This window comes from bacterium (genome assembly GCA_040754625.1).
Lineage (GTDB): Bacteria > JACRDZ01 > JAQUKH01 > JAQUKH01 > JAQUKH01 > JAQUKH01.
In genome coordinates, this window is sequence record JBFMCF010000084.1 from 1 (window position 1) to 20974 (window position 20974).

The following is a 20974-nucleotide window of genomic DNA, read 5'->3' on the forward strand; positions in this document are numbered from 1 at the left end:
TTTGATCCATTCACGGGAGAGCTTGCTAACTTGTTTTTTCATGTTGATTACCTCCTTTTGGTAATCAACATCGGTATTTTACTTATAAAGGGTTATGGGAGCTGAAAATAACTCCCCGACCCCTCAGATAATTTACAATAAATTCAAGCCTCTTAAAATCCAATCCATTTTCAATTTCATCTATTAATATTAATGAAGGAGGAATAAGTATTTGATTTTTTTTGAAAGGTACTTTTACAGACATCAAAAGATGCAATATTCTATAAATTCCATCCGACCAATTCACCTGATCAATTAGTTTAGAAATAGATTTTTCTTTAAAGGCTAGGGTTTTTGTTTTAATCCCACTAATAACATTTTCAACAAAGTCAACATTTTCTATTAAATTGAAACATTTATAAAATTCGTTTAACGTTTCATTATATATATCAGAAAATTCTTTTGACCAATTAAATAGCACATCTGCAATATTTGTTCCTTCACTATTGGGGATAATAGCATTTGGGGAAGATACTATTATTTCTCGAGATTTAGAAGAAGAAATATAAACTATTTTTGAAAAAAATTCATTTATGAGATTTATAGTAATATAATCAGGTTCATTTATTGAAGAAATCGCAGGAATATTTGGGGGAATAAAAAAAGATTCCACTTTACAATTAGTTTTTTCGTTTATCAATATTTTCTCTTTTGTCGAAAATATTTTTTTATTATCACATATAATTTCCTCTTCATATTTATTTTTCCCATTTTCAGGTATAATATCAATCAAATAAACAATTCTCTTGTTTTTTTCTGTTTCATGTATAAAAGTAAACTTTCCAGAAAATAATGTAATAATTATTCGAGGCCTATTTGAAACTAAACTGGATAAAAAATATAGTGTTCTAAGAAACCTTGTTTTCCCTTGTGCATTATCACTAATTAGTAAATTAAAATCATCAATATTAAATGGTTTTACTATAACTTCTGTTTCTTTATTCTTATGTTCTTCTTTTATTTCGATTGATTCTAATTTAAACCGTTCTTGGCTCATAATAATGAAATTATATATGCAATAGCATATCTTGTCAATATCTATGCAGTTTCAATAACTTTTAAGTTTGTTTTCCTGTAAATCAACCTGCTATTTTAACTCTTTCAAAAATCGTCTACCTGTTGCAGTTTTTATTTTCTCAATAGCACCGTTGCCATAGGATAGTGTTTTTTCTTTTGAATCCATTCGGACCCCACTTTATCTTATTTTACAGAGATTTTTTTATTCTGTAATTTCCACTTCCGTCCCTTTAAATAATACAATACCGGATTCTTCATTTTTTATTTCTTCGCTTACGATATCATATAGTTCCTCGGCATCGGCGTTATGCATTCTGATACAGCCGTTTGTTATGTTTTGCCCGATGATCGATTCATCGTTTGTCCCGTGGATCCCGTAACCCTTTGCCGATATTCCCATCCATCTTGTCCCGAGCCGGTTTTCAGGCGTATTCGGCTGGTAAACCTTTCCTTCGAAATACCATGTGGGGTTGACCAGTTTCTGGTTGATGACAAATTTCCCTGTCGGGGTCCTGGAATCGTCCGCGCCGATTGCGATAAGATATTTTTTTACTCTTTTATCGTTATTAAAAAGTATCAGAGACCTGTCGCTTAAATCAACTTTCAATTTAAGGTTTATTTTCGGGATGATGATGTCCTGGTCAACAGACAGGTATTTAATGTCTTTGATACCGTTAACTTTTGCGAGGAGACCCGGTGTCATATTGTTTTTTATCGCGATATTTTGCAGGTTGTCGCCGCGCCGGATTGTGTGTTTTTTACCCTGGGACGGGTCCGGGTGAAAAAAAAGATAAAAGTTTATTTCGTCAAGAGACTTCTCGGCGTTTTTTGACGAGGGTTTATCGGGAAAAGTATTTATGACCCTATTGAAATAATCAGAGGCCTCATTCCATTTTTTTTGTTCTTTGTATATCTCCCCGAGGCCATACCATGCCTCGTCGATATATTTATTTTCAGGAAAATTTTTAGCGACTTCAAGGTAAATCTTTTCCGCTTCAGCGCTGTTATTTAATTTTTTATACGCGTTGGCCCTTGTCACCTTGACCTTTGCGGTAAAAGGGGTTTTCGGGTATTTTTTTTCAAGCTTCAAAAAGCCTGCGACAGCTTCTTCATAAGCGCCTTTTTGGTAAAGCTCCCAGTAAGGAACAAATTTTTTCTGGAGCCTTTCGTCAGCCTTGCCGCACCCGGCCGCGATTGAAATAAAAATCGCGAAAATAAGAAAATATTTTTTTGTTTTTAATTTGTTAATTGTTAATTGGTAATTGGTAATTGAATCAATCCTGTAACGCATCTTTTGTTTCTCCTCTAATAGATATGTTTCTTAATTTAAAGTAAGTTTTTAATCCTTTCTCAAAAAGATTATAATACAAGGAAGAATAAGGGATGTCAAATGTCCCGGGATATCTTGCAATCCTGCCTCCAAATCCTTTTTTAAATCTCCATACGCCGTAAAGCGGGTGGTTTCCGGGGGGCGCGGAATTATCATCTTTGACATAGGGAATCCCCCAGAGGTCATATTCCTTAAAACCATTCGATTTTGCCCATTTAATGACTTCCCAGTGCAGTAACTGGTTAGGCATTACTTCACGGTGAAGTTTTCTCGATGCGCCGTAAAGATACCAGATTTTCCCGCCAAAAGACATGATAAACAATCCCGCAACCGGCGTTTTCTGATAAGAGGCGAGGAATAAATGGACCATATTGGCTGGATGGAAAACGTCCCATAATTTTTCGTAATAATTTTTGCTGTGAATCAGGAATTTTTTTCTCCGGCTTGTTTCATCAAGAATAGCGAAAAATTGCGCGAGGTCTTTTTTATTTTCCGCTTTTGTTATCTCCACCGCTTTTTTTTGAGCGATCCTGATATTGTAGCGTGTTTTGTTTTCAAATCCCGCGAAAAGCGTGTCCGTGTCTTTTTTTAAATCTATGACAATCGTGCACCGCGGCTGGATGTGTTTTTTGTTAACAAGGAATTCCTTTTTATCTAACGGCAATTCACCTTCAATTTCAGGTTCGATTTTCAGAAAAATAGACTTATATTTTTCCTTGAGTTTTTTGACTGAATCAAAAAAATCTTTATATAAATTTATGTTCTGTTCTTTAAATACAGGACCCCGCGGGACGTAAAAAAAGGTCTTTCCGGTGTAAGGTATTTTTCTTATGAAAAGGGTAAAAGCTGTGTTTATTTCGCCATTTTCAGAGACTGTTAACCGCGAAATGTCCCAGTAGCCGAAAGATTTCTTGAATTCCCCCCACTCAAAAGATTGTAAAAAACAGCCGTTATTTTTGATCAGAAAATTGTTAAAGATTTCTTTGTTTGAACCGTTTATTCCTGTGATTTCCATTTGCTAAAGGATTATAACATAACAAAATATTGTTTTAAAGGATTTTTGCGTCCAGGTATGCTAATATATTCTCATGCTTAAAACATTGCCTTTTTGTTAATTTATTTGATGACAGCATCTAATTATGCGGCGGGAGATCCGGAAAAGGACGTTTTTTATAAAGGCGAGAAATTAGTTTATGATGTGACATGGAAAGGGATAAAGGTAGGCGAAAATATTATTTACATAAAAGGGCGGGCGGAAATAGGCGGGCATAAGACATATCATATAGTAAGCGAGACTGCCTCGAAAGGAATTGCCGAACTGTTTTTCAGGGTCAGGGATAAGGAAGAAACCTTTATAGACAGCGAAACTTATTATCCATGGTATTATAAAAAGGACATAAATGAAGGCAGTCATCATAACAAAGGCGAATACATTTTTGACGGCGGGAGGGAGACGGTTGTTACTCCTGGCGGGAAATATTCTATTCCTTCCGGCTGTCACGATCCTTTATCAGTTTTAATTTATTGCGGATTTCTTAAAATAGAAAAAGGCGAAGATATCCTTTTGAATTATGTGACGGACAAAGGCATAAGGACAATCAACGGGAAAGTTTTAAGAGAAGAAACTGTTAGTGTGCCCCCGGGAAGGTTTAAAACAAAGGTTGTTGAATTTAAGCTGAAATCAGGAAACCCGAATCAATTAAGGCTTTCAAGCAGTACCCTGCTGTGGTTTGCGGATAAAAACAGGTCACTTCCCGTTTTGGTAAAGTTCAAAACAAAATACGGTTATGTAAAATGTGTATTGAAAGATTATAAAATAAACGAATAAAACGGTTTAAACGGTTTTATTACGAATTTTATATTTTTTTTATGATATATGCTGGAAAACGGTAAAAAACAGCACCCTGAAAAAAATAATTGTTTTTTTAAAAATGTTTTGATATAATAAACAAATTTGAAAATAAAAAATTTTTTTTATCTTCAAAATTAATAATTTAAGGAGTATTTAAGAATGTTTCCATTTTTTGACCCGACAATGATTTTTGTATTACCGGCTTTGATTTTTGCGTTTTACGCCCAGTATAAAGTTAAATCAACCTATGATAAATATGCCAATGTTAATTCAAGAAAAGGATTTTCAGGCGCGGAAGTGGCCGCGCAGATCCTCGCGCGGAATAACTTACATGTAAAAGTTGAAGAACAATCAGGTTTTTTAACGGACCATTATGACCCGAAAAACAAGGTTTTAAGGCTGTCGTCAGGCGTTTTTCACGGCCGTTCTATTTCAGCACTGGGAGTTGCCGCCCATGAAGCGGGACATGCGCTTCAGGACCAGAATAAATATGTTATGATGAATATCCGTTCATCCATTGTGCCCGCGGCAAACATAGGTTCCACAATGGCATTTCCTTTGTTTTTTATGGGATTTTTCTTTAAATACGGGATATTTATGGATATAGGAATAATACTTTTTTCTTTGGCGGTTTTATTCCATCTGGTTACCCTCCCGGTTGAATTTAACGCCAGCAAAAGGGCAATGGTCACTTTGGAGGATAACGGATTCCTCGAAAAACAGGAGATAGAATCGGGCCGGAAGGTTTTAAATGCCGCGGCGTTGACTTATGTCGCCGCTACCGCGGTTGCCGCGATGCATTTAATCAGGCTTTTGATTTTAAGGAACAACAGGAGAGACTAATGCTGACACCCAGAAAAATTTTTAAGGGAATATTGATAATTTTTATTGTTTATCTTATTAGTATTTCGATGGCAGTAGTTGAGGTCCTTTCGAGGGCGAAAGAGGCTTACAACGAAGGGAAAGAATATTTTGCTTTAGGCCTGGAATGGGAAAACAAAGGTGATATCCCAAAGGCTTTTGATTATTATATGCAGGCTTTATGGGCCCAGCAGACAGTAGAACAGATACTTACCTCTTATACAGTCAAAAAATTCCCGGCAAACGAAGTAAAAACAGGAATGATCCTGGCAGACCCCATTTACCCGGATGGAATACGCGAAGCCGAACCTACCAGGCAGGACCCGAAAGAGATGATAGCGGAATCATATATACCTTTAACCGGCGACCAGGTCATAAAGATAAAGGCAAGCAACATAGATTATGTCCATGTGCCAAATGATTTTTCCCTTACCCAAAGAAGTAAATGGATTGCGTTATCTAAAGCCGAGATGCCGAAAATTAAAGAAAAAATAGAATTTACAAAACCTAAATTTCCGGATGAAGGGAGGGACCAGAAACCGGCACCGGACGCGAAAAAATAAATAAAATGAAAACAATAACAATAATAATAATATCGTTAATCTTTTCCCTTAAAATAACAGGGGCCGAAATAGACACCGCAGTTTATACGGATACCGCGGTTTATAATGATACAGTTTCCGTCCTTTCTAAAATTAGAAATTCTAAAGATTATGATTTTGTGAAAAAGTATCTTACAGATAAAGACGATGAACTTAAAATCGCGGCTATTTATATATTGGCTGGCATTGACAGGAATACAGCAAGTTCCGATCTGAAAAATATTTATGACAACGGTTCATATGAAGTAAAAAGAAATATCATTTATGCGCTGGGAGAGATGAAATTAGATGAAAATATTAATTTTTTGAAAGACAGGTTAAATCCTTCAGAAAAAAAGGATGTCAGTAATGAAGCGATTATCGCTCTGAAAAAAATAGATAGTGAAGAGATTATCAAGCCGTTAATAAACTTCATGAACCAGTTTCCAAAGAATGAATATCTTTTAAAATATATGCCGGCCCTGGGTGTTAAAACAATTAAACCTTTATTTTTAAACCTGCCGGAGGGCGATGAAGATGTTGCAGTCGCCACAAAACATATTTTAAATGAAATCCTCAATGAAAATACTTTTGATGCCTTAACGGAGATTTTTAAATTGTCTATAAGTGAGATTGACCCTGTTAAACGCCTGGCCAAAGAGCTGATTGAAGAGAGGAAAGAGGATGCTGTCGGGCCTGCAGTGCAGGTATATAAAACTGCGGACGGCGGGCTTAGAAAAGAATTGATAAATTTTTTATCCAACCAAACCGCCGGGCGGGCTGTTGTTGATAATTTAATAAATATCTGGGGTGAATTTACGGATGATGAGAGAAAAATCGAAACAATCGATATCCTCAGTAATTATAAAATAGACGCGTATAGTAAATTTCTTTTGGATAACGTAGCTGGTTCTTCAGAAAGGGTGAAAGAACATATCTTGTCAAAGATGGAACCGAAAGATTTTTTTGCCGATAGAATTAATGCGAAAATAAGAGGAACTGACGATGAAAATACATTGAAATGTTATATAGATGTCTCGGTAAAATTAGGCGGCGGGGATTTTAACGGTTTGCTGGGATTATTGACTTCTCCGAAATATACTTATTGCGCGGAAGAAATACTGGTTAAGTTAAATGACAAAAATGTTGATAAAAATCTTTTAGATTATTTGGTTTTACAGGATAAAGCGCCTGTTTTTTTTAAAGATATTATTGAAAATATTTTAGTGAAAAGAGCGCCTCTTTCAATTGAAACTTTAATAGAAGGGTTAAAGGATAAAAATAAAATTGAAAGATGCGAAAAAGTATTGCTGCAAATGGGCAAGCAGGCGATTCCATATTTAATAAATGTTTTAAAAGAAGATGAGGATGAATTGCAGACGGCCGCGGCAGCGGAAATTTTTGAAAAGATGGGAAAAATGACAGCTCCATATTTAATAGACGAGATAAAAGTGGAAGATTTATGGAGCAAGATGAATATCGCCGCTGTCCTTGTGAAATTCAAGAATAATCAAGTAATTCCTTCATTGATTGAGGTCCTTGAATCGGATGAACCCGGGCTGCAATACAGGGCGATTTACGCCTTGCGTGATTTAGGGACAACCTCGGTTTCCGAGCTTGTTAAAAGCCTTGATACTCCGAAAGAAAATACTTTTGTCGGGATTGTCCGTTCGCTGGGGGAGATTAAGGACAGGACGGCAGTTCCCGCTTTAAAAGAAAGATTGGTTTTGGTCCAAAATGAAAAGTTAAAATTCGAAATAGAAAAGGCACTGAAAAAAATCGGTGAACCCCGGTAGGAATAAAAAAATATGAGAAACAAAAAAATATTACAGGTATTTATTGGAATATTGCTGTTTGCCTCTTTAGGATTTAAACAAAAAAAAGTAATAAATGATAAAATAAATTTTATTTATGCTGACTCGGTTAATAATATATGGGTTGGCGCATCCGGCGGTTTTTACAGGATAAAAAGTGCCGAATATGACAATGCGAAAAATATTAAAAAGAGCGCAGAAATAAAAGGGGCGGCTGAAGATTCGAAAAAAAACATCTATTTCGGTATCGGGAAAACAATCGTTTATTATAATACTGAAAAAGAAAATGAAGAAAAAATTATTGAACCCGTTGGAATGGGCAGGCAGGATTCTTCTATAGAATGCCTGGCTATTGATGGAAAAGATAACTTATGGATTGGCAGGAACAATGATATGCTTGTAATGTATAACGGGAAATCTTTTAAAACATTTCCTGTCTGGGATGTGGCAAGTATTGATTTTTCATCCTCGGGTGACACATGGGTTGGGGCAAAATCCGGGATTTATTGTATAAAAAATGGGGCCCTGGAAGAATTTAACCAGGATAACAGTGATTTGCCGGATAATATAATTAATGATATTATAATTGATGATTATGATAATATATGGATAGCTACGAATTTCGGACTTGTTAAGTATAATCGTCATATCTGGATAATTTACAATACGGAAAACAGCGAGCTGAAAAACAACCAGGTTACATCAGTTTATTTGGATAAAAATGGTTCCCTGATAATCGGAATGCATTCAGGGGACTTGCAAATAATAAAAAATAATAAATGGCAGGGACTGGATTTAGGGTTAAAAAAACAAACAATAAATACTGTTTTCAGGGATTCTAAAGATGTGTTCTTGTTAGGGACAGATTCTGGCTTAGTGATTTCTAAATGAACCCAGCCCTTTCTAAAAATAAAAGGAAGGATAGGGAAAATACCTTATGTTAAAGCTGTTATGGGAGGAAGGGCGGGGTGAATAAAAGATTTTATTTTCGTGTCCTTACGCTTTTATATTTAAGTTTAATTTTTTATATTTCTTCCCTGTCACAACCTGTTAAATTACCTCCTTTCCCCGGTTTTGACAAAATAATTCATTTTTTTGAGTTCGGGTTGGCCGGATATTTGGTTTATAATTCAATTGATAATATCAAAAAAAACAGGGATCTTTTTTCTATTGTTTTTTCCGTTATTTACGGCGGGCTTGATGAGATTCACCAGTATTTTGTACCCGGTAGAACTTGCAGCTGGACGGATTTTTTTGCCGATTCAATGGGTATAGTTTTTACGGTTTTAATGTTTGGCAGTTTAAAAAAGAAGTCATAAAAATTATGGAAAAAATTAAAGCGGTAAGAGGCACAAGGGATATATTGCCTGAGGAAGCAGGCAAATGGCAGTTTTTGGAAAGTAAAGCGCGGGAGTTTTTTTCTATTTACAATTATAAAGAAATACGGACCCCGGTTTTTGAAGACATCTCGCTTTTTATAAGGGGGGTGGGCCAGGGGACAGACATTGTCCGTAAAGAGATGTATGTCTTTGAGGACAAGAAGGGAAGGAAATTATGCCTGAGGCCCGAAGGGACTGCCGGGGTCATGAGGGCGTTTATAGAGCATAATCTGGGAATTGGAAACCCGGTTAATAAATTGTTTTATATCGGGCCTATGTTTCGTTATGAACGGCCCCAGGCAGGAAGGTATCGTCAGCATACACAGATTGGCGTTGAGCTGATCGGGAGTTTGATCCCGTGTTTAGACGCGGAAGTCATCTCTTTGGCATACAATTATTTGAAAGATTTGGGATTGAAGGAAATCCATGTCCATCTGAACAGTGTAGGGTGTTCAAATTGCAGGGGCAAGTATAAAGATATTTTAAAGGAAGAGCTTCATAAAAGGCTTAATGACTTTTGCCCTGACTGCCAGGATAGGTTTAAATTGAATATTTTACGGGTTTTTGACTGCAAGGTTTTATCCTGTAAGGAACTTTTATCCGGTACTCCTGTAATTACAGATTTTATATGTCCTGATTGCGGGGAACATCTCAGGGAGGTGGAAAAATATTTGAATCTGTTAAATGTTGATTACGAGAGAAATCCGAGATTGGTGCGTGGATTGGATTATTACACGCGGACAACTTTTGAAATTATTTTCCTGGGTTTGGGCGCGCAAAACGCCCTGGCGGCCGGCGGCAGGTACGATAAGTTAATCAGTGAACTGGGCGGGGACGATGTCCCCGGGATTGGTTTTGCCGCGGGCCTGGACCGTATAATCATGGCCGTGGATGAAAGCAAAATTCCCTGGCCCGCTTTTCCTGCGCCGGATATTTATTTTGTTCCTCTTGGCGCGAAGGCTTATGATTATCTTTTTCCTCTCTGTCAAAAATTTCGCCTTAATGGTTTAAAATGTGAAATTGGATATGATGAAAAAAGGCTTTTAAAGAACCATCTTAAAGAGGCGGATAAATTAAAGGCGAAAAAGGTTGTGATTATAGGTGACAGGGAACTGGACCGCGGAATAGCGATTATTAAAATGATGGATACAGGGGAACAGAAGGAAATAAAATTGGAAGAGCTATCACCAGGGGAGAAAGAACTTGAAAAGAACTCATAATTGCGGAGAATTGCGTGAAAGTCATATCGGTATGGGTGTCACACTAATGGGTTGGACAAATACCCGCCGCGACCATGGCGGGTTGATTTTTGTCGATTTACGCGATAGATATGGAATGACCCAGATTGTTTTTAATCCGGAGATAAATGAATCTGTTCACAGCGAGGCCCATATTATTAGAGACGAATTTGTTTTGACAGTTGAAGGTAAAGTCCGGCCAAGGCCTGAAGGAACGATAAATCCGCATCTTGCAACCGGGCGCATAGAAGTTTTAGTAGATAAGTTAATAATTTTGAATAAATCACTGCCTCTGCCTTTTGCCCTGGGTGCTGGGGAAATGGTTGGCGAGGATGTCAGGCTCCGTTACAGGTTTCTCGATTTGCGAAGAATAGAATTGCAAAAAAATATTTTATTGAGGCACAAGGTTGTAATGACCATACGTAATTTTTTAAACCGGGAAAATTTTATTGATATTGAAACACCGTTTTTGACCAAAAGCACGCCGGAAGGCGCGCGGGATTTTCTTGTCCCGAGCCGTTTAAACCAGGATAAATTTTACGCGCTGCCGCAATCCCCGCAGCTTTTTAAACAACTTTTAATGGTTTCAGGTTTTGAAAGATATTACCAGATTGTGAAATGTTTCCGTGATGAAGACTTGAGAGCTGACCGCCAGCCGGAATTTACACAGGTTGACCTGGAGATGTCTTTTATAGACGAGGAAGATGTAATAAATCTGACTGAAAATATGTTCAAGGCAATCTGGCGGGAATTGGGCAGGAAAGAATTAATTACACCTTTTAAACGTCTGGATTATAAAGATGCAATTTTAAAATACGGTTCAGATAAGCCTGATTTGCGTTTTGGTTTAGAAATTACCGGGGTAACAGGTATTGTTAAACTAAGCCAGTTCGAGGTATTTAAAAAGGCAATTGATTTCGGCGGCGTAGTCCGTGGAATTAAAATCCCGGGCGGGGCCGGTTTTTCCCGCCAGGAAATTGACAGGCTTACTGAAGAAGCAAAGATTTTTGGAGCAAAGGGATTGGCATGGATAAAAGTTGAGAATAATGAATTTAAATCACCGATAGCTAAATTTTTCAGCCTTGAAATTCTGACAAAAATAAAGTCGGAAATGGATGCCGAAAATGGAGACCTTTTGATTTTTGTTGCCGATAAAGTTAAAATTGTATGGCAATCTCTGGGGCACCTTAGAAACTTTTTGGCGGGAAAACTGAATTTAATAGATAATAAAAAAGATGAATTTTTATGGGTGGTGAATTTCCCGCTTCTGGAATACAGCGAGGAAGAAAAACGGTATGTCGCGATGCATCATCCTTTTACCTCCCCGGGGGAAAAGGCGGACCTCGGAACTGACCCGGGGGAAATTTCCGCCCGTGCCTATGATTTGGTTTTAAACGGCCATGAAATAGGCGGTGGCAGTATACGAATCCACCAGAGGGAAATGCAGGAAAAAATGTTTGAAATCTTAAAAATCAGCAGGGAAGAGGCCAGGGAACGGTTTGGATTTCTGCTTGAAGCGCTTGCTTTCGGCGCTCCGCCGCACGGAGGTATTGCCTTTGGCCTGGACAGGCTTCTTATGATTCTGGTTGGAACGGAAAATATCCGCGAGGTTATTGCGTTTCCAAAAACCCAGAAAGCAACCTGCCTTTTGACCGGCGCTCCTGATATTGTTTCTGAAAAACAATTAAAGGAACTGGGAATAGCAGTCGATAAAAAGATATAAAATTTTTTTGGTTGACAACTTATTAATTAATGTTAAAATACAAATTAAGATGAAAAGAAAAAATATTTTTATAATCAGCTTAATATTATTGTTTGCCGGTGCCGCCTGCGCCCCGAATATGAAACAACTGGCCGAGTTAAACGGATATAAGTCCCAGGCGGAAAATGCAATATCCGCGGCTAAAGAAAAAATAAAAATTGCCAGGGAAAAAGGCGCGGAAAAGTATTCCCCGGATAATTTGAATTCTGCAATGTCTTCCTTGAAAGAGGCAGAAAAATATTATAATACCGGGGTCCTTAACCATAAAAAATCATATAAAATAGCGAAAGAAAATTATTTGAATGCCATTAAATACGGGAATTCGGCGGTCAAATATGCCGATTTAGCCATAGAAATTTCGGAAGCGTCCAAAGTGTTGGAAGAAGCTGAAAAAGCTGTTGAGGAGGCAAAGAAAGCCGAAGCAGAGATATACGCTTCGCAAAAGATAAGTAATGCAAATGCATCTTTAGGCCAGGCCCAGCAAAGTTTTAAATCAGGGAAATACGCCGAGTCAAAAGAATATGCCGAGAAGGCTATAAAATCCGCTGCTGACGCGAAAGAAGAAACAGGCGCTAAAAAAGCGGCCCTGGAAACAAAAACTAAACGGTTCGAAAAAGCTAAAAGCGAATTAACCGATTCATTAAAGAAAAACGAAATAAGCAGTATTATCGAGGATGTAAAGGAAATAATATCGGCCGAAACTGATTTATTAAAATATAAAATGGAAATCACTGAAAAGGAAGAAGAAAAAATCAGTTTAAAACAGGCGCTTGCAAAACTTAAAGAGAGTGACTCCGGCATATTGATTTTAATAGAGAAATATTACAAGGCGAAAAAAGACAGGGATGACGCGGAGAAAAAAGTGAAAATGGCAAGGGAAGAAAGAGATATGTTGAAAGAAAAACTTGCAAAATTAAAAGCAAAATCAGAAACAGTGGATGGGGAACTGGACGATTTGTTAAAAAAACGGGACGCTTTAATTGAGAAATAAAATATGAAAATAAAGAATTATTTTACATTTATTTTTGTTGTGTTTTTTGTTTTGGCGGCTGATATAAAAATATTTGCTGACGCTGAGTCCCAGGCTTTGACCGATGAAGCTAAGACTGTTCTTGAAGAGGCCATAAAAAAACTCCAGGATGAAACAAAAAAATTGCTGGATGAATATTCAAAAATCCAGGATGAAATAGACGCGCTTAAAAAGGAAATTGATGGGATGGACCGGGATATTGTGTCAAAGACAGATGAAATTAAGACAGTTGAGGAAGAAATAAAAAAATTGAAAGAAAAACCCACGAAGTATAAGGTTATTAAGGGTGACTGCCTTTGGAATATTTCAAAAATTGAAAAGATATACGGGGACCCGTATAAATGGAAAAAAATATACTGGGCCAACAGGGATAAAATAAAAAATCCTGATTTAATTTATCCTGACCAGGTTTTTGATATACCAAGGGGGATAATAGGCGCGGGGCCGCGGCCCACGGAATATGAAGTGGTCCCCGGTGACTGCTTATGGAAAATAGCGGGATTGGATAAAATCTATGGCGACCCGTATCAATGGCCAAGGTTATATAAAGCTAATAAAGATCAAATAACAGACCCAAAGCTGATTTATCCTTATCAGGTGTTTGATATCCCACGCTGATAATGGCGATGGAAGAAACAATTTTTTTTAGAAAACTCTTATTATCCTGTTTAACCGATAGTAAGAGTTTTTTTGTTTTAACGTAAAAAAATGGAAAAAAAGGTTTATTTATTAAATAATGAAATTGCGTTTTCGCTGTTTGGAAGCAATGACAGGAATATTAATATTATTGAAGAAAAATATGATGTCAAGCTTTTTTTCCGTGGAAATGAATTAATAATAAAAGGGCAGAAGAACACTGTAGAAAAGGTATTTTGTATTATTGAAGAGCTTATTAAATTGATTAATAGCGGGCATTCAATAAACAGGGATGAAATAGATTGTGTTATTAAATCGCTGCAGGAAGAGGAAATACTCAGGGCGTCTGATATTTTAAATGAAGATTTATCGGTCTCAAGGCGGGACAGGCATATAAAACCAAAAACTGCCGGGCAAAAAAAATATGTTGATGCTGTAAGAAAATATGATATAGTGTTTGGAATAGGTCCGGCAGGGACAGGAAAGACTTATCTTGCGATGGCAATGGCTGTTTCAGCGTTAAAAAACAAGGAGGTGGACCGGATAATTTTAGTCCGGCCTGCCGTGGAGGCCGGAGAACGTTTGGGATTTTTGCCGGGTTCCTTTAGTGAAAAAGTGGACCCTTATTTAAGGCCGCTTTATGACGCGATTTATGATATGATGGAGATTGAAAAAGTACAGAGGTTTATGGACAAGGGGATTATTGAGGTCGCCCCCCTGGCTTATATGCGCGGAAGGACCCTGAATAATTCATTTATTATACTGGATGAAGCGCAGAATACGACTTCTGAACAGATGAAAATGTTCCTTACAAGGCTTGGTTTTAATTCAAAAACAGTTATTACAGGGGACATAACCCAGGTTGATTTGCCGTCAAACCGTAAATCCGGTTTGATTGAAATACAAGACATACTCAAAAATATAGAAGGGATTGCATTTATCTATTTCAGCGGGAATGATGTTGTCCGCCATGAATTGGTGCAGAAAATAATAGAGGCTTATGCTAAAAGAGAAATTAAAAGATAGATTAAAAAAAAGCAAAATCATTTTGTACTCGGACATAAAAGGCAAAAAAATTGAATCAAGGCAGATAGAGATTATCTTGTCCCTGCTTGTTTTTTTGAGCGTTGTAACACTGCCCGAGAAATTTCACCTTATGCCCATAATAGGAAGAATTATGCTTATATCGCTTTTTGCTTTTTTAAGCGGTATTTACCTGTATTTATTCCAGCCAAAGGTTTTTAAATCAGAATCAAGATTACTTATAACCGGGTTGATTATTGTGGTTTATTTTGTTTTGATTAAACTGCTTTTCTGGATGGACATATCGATTTACCTGGTACCCGCGGCCATTATAGGTATTTTAATATCCACCCTGTTAAATCCAAGTCTCGCATTTTTTATAAGTATCCTGGCGGGAATTCTTGTCGGGATAATGAATAACAATACATGGAATTATTTCTTTTTTCTTTTGCTGACTAACTGGATTGGCATTTTCGCTGTATTTCATTTAAAAAGAAGAATAAGTATCCCCCTGGCAGGATTATTACTCGGTATAGGAAACAGCGTGGTCATCTTAATTATAAATTTGCTCAGCAATCATTATTCATCTTTCAGGACATGGCAGGAGGTCGGGTGGGGTTTTCTTGGCGGGCTCCTGGCCATTTCACTATCAAGTATTTTATTGATTGTTTTTGAAAATATATTTAACCTGACAACAGATATCAGGCTGATTGAGCTGACGGATTTGAATCATCCCTTGTTAAAAAATCTCGCGCTGGTAGCTCCCGGCACCTATCATCACAGCATAGTTGTCGGGAACCTTGCTGAATCGGCGGCGGAGTCGATTGGCGCAAACGGACTTCTGGCAAGGGCAAGCTCATATTTTCATGATATCGGAAAACTCAATAAATCAAAATATTTTTCAGAAAATAACACTATTAAAATACACGACAAATTGACCCCGAATATGAGCAGCCTTATTCTCATTTCTCATGTAAAAGACGGTGTCGACCTCGCGCATCAATACAGGCTGAGCGAAGGATTGGTAAATATTATCAGGGAGCACCACGGGACAAGTCTGGTTTCATTTTTTTACCAGGAGGCTTTAAAAGAAAACCCGTCTGAAAATTTGTCGGAACAAAATTACCGTTACCCGGGTCCGAAACCCCAGTCAAAAGAAGCAGGGATTGTTATGCTCGCCGACATTGTTGAAGCCGCCTCAAGGACTTTGAATAACCCCACCCCTAACCATATTAAATCAATGATTAACAGGCTGATAAATGAAAAATTGAAGGATAATCAATTGGATGAATGCGAGTTAAGCATGCGGGACATCACAAAAATTATGCAGGTTTTTGAAAGGGTTTTAATCGGAATATACCACAGCAGGGTTGATTATCCTAAAACTGAGGATATCGTTGATGAAAATATTGATAAACAACTGGCAAAAGTCAGCCAGATTGCGTATAAAAGAATTAAAAAAAGTAATTAGTACTGTCCTGAAAGGCCTGGGGTCGGAAGAAGCCATAGTTGGAATCACTTTTGTTGATGATAAAACCATTAAAGAGTTAAATAAAAAATACAGGAAAAAAGACAGGCCGACCGATGTTTTATCTTTTTATTTTGATAAGGAAGAAGCGTGTGGCGCGGCCGGGACGCGCCTCCTCGGTGACGTTGTAATCTCTGTTGAAACCGCGCTTCGGCAGGCAAAAGAAATAGGTCACAGTTTTGAAAAAGAACTGAAAATTCTTTTGATTCACGGGATATTGCATCTTTTTGACTATGATCATATCAAAAAGAAAGATTTTGAAATTATGAGAAAAAAAGAAAAAGAAGTTTTTGCGTTGATAAAAAATATTTAAAGATAACCTCCGCCCCTCTCCGTTTATGAATAAGCCAAAAATTAAAATCTTTGTCTGGATAAATATAGCGGTCCTGCTTGCCCTGATTTTTGTAAATATTTATCTGGAGGAAACAAAACAGGAAGACATAGAATCTGAAAGAAAATCTCTTGCCTCAGTTTATCCCGGGGCGGTCGGTTTTTCGGAAAAAAAAGGTGCGCCGCCTCATTATGAAGTTTATATGCTGAATGAAAAGGGGGAGAAAGAACTTGACGGGTTATGTTTCCTGTCAACGGATTTTGCCCCCGGTGTCAGGGGATATGCGGGGAAAATAAAGATTTTGATAGGTATGGATAAAGACGGGCAGGTCAGGGGAATAAAAGTATTGTCCCACAATGAAACACCATCGTATATCCAGGAACTCCAGGGACCTGTATTTACAGACCAATTTAAAAAGATGGACCACCGGAGCGGGTTCAAGCTGGGTACGGACCTGGATGGTATAGCAAGGGCGACGGTGACAAGCCAGGCAGTTGCTTCCGCGGTTGAAAAATCCGTCAAACTCGCGGCGAGTAAATTTTTTAAACTCGAGGTAAAGCAGGAAGAACCATTTACATGGATAAATATTTTTAAAAATTATAATTTATATATAATTATTTTATTTTTTGTCCTGGCTGTTGTTTTTTATTTATACGGCGTAAGATACGGCAGGTATGTTATATTAGCCGGCGCGATATCGTATTTTGGTTTTTTGGAGCTTAATTTTATTTCGATTATAGGGCTGATTAACATTTTCACAGGCAAAATTCCCAATATTGCCGCGAGTTTGTCATGGTATTTGTTGTTTTCTTTGGCATTTATTACAACAATACTCTGGGGAAGGATTTATTGCGGGTGGATTTGCCCGTTCGGCGCGATACAGGAATTTATGGGAAAAATAAGCCCTTTTTGCGCGAAAATAAATTATGAAAGCGAAAAAAAGGCCCGCCGGATAAAAAATTACCTGTTTCTGATTATAACCGGGGCGGTATTTTATACGGGGAATATCGGTTTTACCAATTATGAGCCTTTTAACGCGATTTTCAGATTAAAAGGGCCGGTTTTTATATTTATTTTTATTTTATTCTTATTAGTAAGTTCACTTTTTATTTTCAGGTTCTGGTGCAGGTATCTGTGTCCTGTCGGGGCATTTTTAAGTATATTGTCCAATTTTTCCATTTTTTCTTTAAAGGCAGAAAAAGAATGTAGTTTGTGTAAAAAATGCGCGGGTAAATGCCCCGTGGAAATATGCGAAGTAGAAGAGGATGTTTTTATTGATAAAGGGGAGTGTATTCAGTGTAACCTGTGCAGGGAAGAATGCAAAGAAAAGGCCATAGGGAATTAATTTTAAGTAATAATTATTATGTTATATAAATTAGACCTTCATATTCACACGAAAGCCTCTAAATGCTTTAAAGATGAAAAGCTGAGCAATGCGGAAATAAATAACGCGATTGTAAAACAGGCGAAAAATAAAGTGCTTGATTTGATAGCGGTCACAGACCATTACACATTTAAAAATTACCAGGAGATAAAGGACGCCGCGCGAAAGGAAAATATTAAAGTAGTTCCCGGCATGGAGTTTTCCTTGAAGGCGAAAACACCTGAAAAAGTATCTTTAATCGCGTTATTTGATGAACAAATTGAACCGTTTCATTTGAAAAATAAAATCTTCTCAAGACTAAATATCCCACCCGAAGCCGAAGGAAACGGCTATTTTCTGATTGAAAACGGTATACCGGAAATTCTTGATATGGTAAGGGAAAATAAAGGACTGGTTTTTTCCGCGCACCAGGACAAAAATGAAGGCAGGATGTTATTTGTCCCTGATCTTGTAAAGTGCGGAATTAATTTGTTTGACCTCAGGGATCCTGCCGGAAAAGATGAATTTTCGGAAAAATTCAGCAAATATAATATTATCCCTTTAACTTTTTCCGACAGCCACAAAATAGAAGATGTGGGAAAATATTTTATGGAACTGCCTCTGGACAAATGTTCATTTTTTGGGTTTAAAAATTATATAAATAGTTTATAATATAGTAGAGGTGTATTATGAAAAACAAAATTCTATTTCTGATAATCATAAATTTGTTATTTTTTTTAAACGGCATTGACGGAAAAATGATAAGATACCCGGCTGTCGCGGGCCAGTTCTATCCCGCGGGAAAAGATGAATTGATAAAGATGATAGACGGGTATTTATCTAAAGCCAATCCTCCAAAAATAGAAGGAACACTCCAGGGGTTAATCAGCCCGCATGCCGGCTATGTTTATTCAGGGCCTGTCGCGGGTTACGCGTATAAAATATTGCAGGATAAGAAATACAAGGCGGTTATAATTTTAGGGGCGAGCCACCATATGCCGTTTTCATACGGGGCCGTTTATTATCCTGACGGCGGGGATAATTATTTCCGGACGCCGCTTGGAGACGTAAAAATTAACAATACGATCCCGGGAAAGCTGTTAAAGAATAAAACTATTTTTAAAGCAGATGAAAATCCGCACTTGCCCGAACATTCAATCGAAGTGCAGATACCGTTTTTACAGAGAGTTTTAAAACCGGGGTTTGAAATAGTCCCGATTTTATTTGGGACGGATTCGTATCAAATTCTGGAGGAGGCGGCAGGGGAAATTTATGAGGCAATAAAGGATGAAAATGACGTGCTTGTGATAGCGAGCACGGATTTATCGCATTATTATGATTACAAGACCGCGCAAAAAATGGATAAGACAGGGATTGACGCCATTAAAACATTAAACCCGCTGGTTTTAATAGAACCTGTAATAAAAAGGGAAACCCAGCTTTGCGGTTTGCCGGGGGTTTTGGTTGAAATGCTTTTAGCGAAAAAATCAGGCGCGAATAACGTGCAGGTGCTGAATATGGCGAATTCCGGCGATGTTGAAATCGGGGATAAAAACAGGGTAGTCGGGTATTCGGCTGTCGCGATAACAAAAAAATAATATTTCTAAAACCATAAGAATATTGGATTACACGGGTTAGAGAGGGTTACACAGATGACTGAAAAATCATGGAAAAGAATCTTTGTTTCTTCGATTTGGGTTGGAAGTGTCCTGGCTATTTTGGGCTATTCGCAGTATATTTTATATTATTTTTTCAGGGACAAGGAAATATTTTATTATTCCGGGAGTTTTCTTTTTTTAAGCGGCATTTTCGTGCTTGTAATATCAATTATTATTGCCATAGTGAAAAGTGTTTATTTTATTTTTGATACCAAAGAATAACTAAAATTGCTGACTTTCGAACCAATTATAATAAAATATGAAGGAAAATAGTCTAAAAAAAAATTACAGCTTGTTGAAAAAACATTCCAAAAATGCAGGGACGGTTTTGTTTGGTGTTGCCGACATATCGAAACTCAAGGAAGATTTTATTTTTGAGGACAGAAGCGTACTGGATAATTTAAATTATGCTGTGTCAATCGGGATGCCTCTGCTTGCGGGTGTCCTGGAAACTATAAGAGATAAACCCACGCCTCTTTATTTTCATCATTACAGGCAGACTAACAATGTCCTGGATAAGTTAACGAATGAGATTTCTCATTTTATACAGAATAAAGGATTCAAGGCCATTCCGATTCCCGCGTCACAGATTATTGACTGGAAAAGGCAATTGGCGCAGGTATCACACAGGGTTATAGCCTATAACGCGGGGCTTGGCTGGTGGGGAAGAAATAACCTTTTAGTGAACCCGGTTTATGGCTCGAAGGCAAGATATGCGACAATACTTACCGATTTCCCGTTACAGGCTGACGGCCCTTTGAAAAATGGGTGCGGCGTATGTGTTAAATGTATTTCCGTATGCCCCACAAACGCTATTAACAAAGATTCAAGAAATTTTAAAAGAGAAGATTGCCTTGAAAAATTAAAAGAATTCGCAAGAATACCGGGCATAGGCCAGTTTATATGCGGGATATGCGTGAAGGTATGTGACGGAAAATCCAAAATTCAAAATTCAAAATTTAGGAATAAAGTACTTTATGGGAAAAGAAATAAATAGCCCGCCGGTTAAATTGATTACCGCTATTTATACGAACCAAATAAATCTTTTCACTGTTATTGAGGAAAAACTCGCCGGGAAATTCGGCGACATCGATTCAAAAAGCGAAATATTTGATTTTAATTATACGGATTATTATGAAAAAGAAATGGGGAAGGATTTAAAAAAAAGATTTATTTCGTTTGAAAAATTAATTGAACCCCCGGAGCTTGCTGATATTAAAATATTCACCAACCATGTTGAATCTCAATATTTGAAGGATAATAAACGCCGGGTTAATATAGACCCTGGGTATTTGACCCTCGCAAAATTAGTTTTGGCTTCAACAAAAGATTATTCACACCGTATTTATTTAAAAAGCGGTATCTACGCAGAAGTTACCCTGTTTTACCAGGATAATGAATTCAGGTGCCTACCATGGACATATCCGGACTATAAATCGGAGTTTGGCCTTTCTTTTTTCAAAAAAGCAAGAAGCGTATACCATAAACAAATAATATTAACAAAATAACACTAAAATCTTTTATACAGCAGC

At 37.3% G+C, this 20974-nt stretch carries 22 protein-coding genes; 19 read left to right on the forward strand and 3 right to left on the reverse strand.

Annotated features, from left to right (window positions below; translation table 11 throughout):
• Positions 1–82 precede the first annotated feature (82 nt).
• The 3 genes from AB1498_07465 to AB1498_07475 form a co-directional block, all read right to left on the reverse strand.
• Positions 83–1036, reverse strand: coding sequence for an AAA family ATPase (locus AB1498_07465; GenBank protein ID MEW6088128.1), 954 nt, complete (start codon positions 1034–1036; stop codon positions 83–85).
• A 222-nt stretch (positions 1037–1258) separates the two neighbouring features.
• Complete coding sequence (locus AB1498_07470) at positions 1259–2347, reverse strand: L,D-transpeptidase family protein (GenBank protein ID MEW6088129.1); 1089 nt, start codon at positions 2345–2347, stop codon at positions 1259–1261.
• Positions 2331–3401 (reverse strand): peptidoglycan bridge formation glycyltransferase FemA/FemB family protein, encoded by a 1071-nt coding sequence (locus tag AB1498_07475; GenBank protein MEW6088130.1) that lies wholly within the window; start codon positions 3399–3401, stop codon positions 2331–2333. Before AB1498_07475 ends, AB1498_07470 begins: the two co-directional genes overlap by 17 nt.
• Before the next feature lie 108 nt (positions 3402–3509).
• Here AB1498_07475 and AB1498_07480 point away from each other — a divergent pair, with 108 nt between their 5' ends.
• The 19 genes from AB1498_07480 to AB1498_07570 all read left to right on the forward strand — a co-directional run bounded on the left by AB1498_07480 (position 3510) and on the right by AB1498_07570 (position 20950).
• Entirely contained in the window at positions 3510–4214 is a 705-nt protein-coding gene (locus AB1498_07480) for a DUF3108 domain-containing protein (GenBank protein ID MEW6088131.1), read from the forward strand.
• Between the two features lie 183 nt (positions 4215–4397).
• Positions 4398–5081, forward strand: a complete 684-nt coding sequence (locus AB1498_07485) for a zinc metallopeptidase (protein MEW6088132.1) — start codon at positions 4398–4400, stop codon at positions 5079–5081.
• Positions 5081–5662: a hypothetical protein gene (locus tag AB1498_07490; GenBank protein ID MEW6088133.1), complete on the forward strand. Its 582-nt coding sequence runs from the start codon at positions 5081–5083 to the stop codon at positions 5660–5662. The genes AB1498_07485 and AB1498_07490 overlap by 1 nt, the downstream gene beginning before the upstream one ends.
• A gap of 5 nt (positions 5663–5667) precedes the next feature.
• Entirely contained in the window at positions 5668–7476 is a 1809-nt protein-coding gene (locus AB1498_07495) for a HEAT repeat domain-containing protein (protein MEW6088134.1), read from the forward strand.
• A gap of 12 nt (positions 7477–7488) precedes the next feature.
• Positions 7489–8385, forward strand: coding sequence for a two-component regulator propeller domain-containing protein (locus AB1498_07500; GenBank protein MEW6088135.1), 897 nt, complete (start codon positions 7489–7491; stop codon positions 8383–8385).
• Between the two features lie 77 nt (positions 8386–8462).
• The gene (locus AB1498_07505; GenBank protein MEW6088136.1) at positions 8463–8813 is read left to right on the forward strand and encodes a VanZ family protein; all 351 of its coding nucleotides are present in this window, start codon (positions 8463–8465) and stop codon (positions 8811–8813) included.
• 5 nt (positions 8814–8818) lie between these two features.
• Positions 8819–10093, forward strand: coding sequence for a histidine--tRNA ligase (gene hisS, locus AB1498_07510; GenBank protein ID MEW6088137.1), 1275 nt, complete (start codon positions 8819–8821; stop codon positions 10091–10093).
• A 31-nt stretch (positions 10094–10124) separates the two neighbouring features.
• Positions 10125–11834, forward strand: coding sequence for an aspartate--tRNA ligase (gene aspS, locus AB1498_07515; protein MEW6088138.1), 1710 nt, complete (start codon positions 10125–10127; stop codon positions 11832–11834).
• Between the two features lie 49 nt (positions 11835–11883).
• Positions 11884–12864, forward strand: coding sequence for a hypothetical protein (locus tag AB1498_07520; GenBank protein MEW6088139.1), 981 nt, complete (start codon positions 11884–11886; stop codon positions 12862–12864).
• Between the two features lie 3 nt (positions 12865–12867).
• A complete protein-coding gene (locus AB1498_07525; protein ID MEW6088140.1) occupies positions 12868–13521 on the forward strand; it encodes a LysM peptidoglycan-binding domain-containing protein in 654 nt (217 codons plus the stop codon).
• 90 nt (positions 13522–13611) lie between these two features.
• Positions 13612–14565 carry a PhoH family protein gene (locus tag AB1498_07530; GenBank protein MEW6088141.1) on the forward strand — a complete coding sequence of 318 codons (954 nt, stop codon included), beginning with the start codon at positions 13612–13614 and terminating at the stop codon, positions 14563–14565.
• On the forward strand, positions 14540–16033 hold the full coding sequence (locus AB1498_07535; GenBank protein ID MEW6088142.1) for an HDIG domain-containing metalloprotein: 1494 nt from the start codon (positions 14540–14542) through the stop codon (positions 16031–16033). Before AB1498_07530 ends, AB1498_07535 begins: the two co-directional genes overlap by 26 nt.
• Positions 15963–16403 carry an rRNA maturation RNase YbeY gene (gene ybeY / locus AB1498_07540; protein MEW6088143.1) on the forward strand — a complete coding sequence of 147 codons (441 nt, stop codon included), beginning with the start codon at positions 15963–15965 and terminating at the stop codon, positions 16401–16403. Before AB1498_07535 ends, ybeY begins: the two co-directional genes overlap by 71 nt.
• A 25-nt stretch (positions 16404–16428) precedes the next feature.
• On the forward strand, positions 16429–17766 hold the full coding sequence (locus AB1498_07545) for a 4Fe-4S binding protein (protein ID MEW6088144.1): 1338 nt from the start codon (positions 16429–16431) through the stop codon (positions 17764–17766).
• Positions 17767–17784: 18 nt separating this feature from the next.
• Positions 17785–18456 (forward strand): PHP domain-containing protein, encoded by a 672-nt coding sequence (locus AB1498_07550; GenBank protein MEW6088145.1) that lies wholly within the window; start codon positions 17785–17787, stop codon positions 18454–18456.
• Between the two features lie 17 nt (positions 18457–18473).
• Positions 18474–19382: an AmmeMemoRadiSam system protein B gene (amrB, locus tag AB1498_07555; GenBank protein MEW6088146.1), complete on the forward strand. Its 909-nt coding sequence runs from the start codon at positions 18474–18476 to the stop codon at positions 19380–19382.
• Between the two features lie 54 nt (positions 19383–19436).
• Positions 19437–19664, forward strand: a complete 228-nt coding sequence (locus AB1498_07560) for a hypothetical protein (GenBank protein MEW6088147.1) — start codon at positions 19437–19439, stop codon at positions 19662–19664.
• Positions 19665–19701: 37 nt separating this feature from the next.
• On the forward strand, positions 19702–20439 hold the full coding sequence (locus AB1498_07565) for a hypothetical protein (protein ID MEW6088148.1): 738 nt from the start codon (positions 19702–19704) through the stop codon (positions 20437–20439).
• Positions 20420–20950: a DUF4416 family protein gene (locus tag AB1498_07570; protein MEW6088149.1), complete on the forward strand. Its 531-nt coding sequence runs from the start codon at positions 20420–20422 to the stop codon at positions 20948–20950. The genes AB1498_07565 and AB1498_07570 overlap by 20 nt, the downstream gene beginning before the upstream one ends.
• Positions 20951–20974 lie beyond the last annotated feature (24 nt).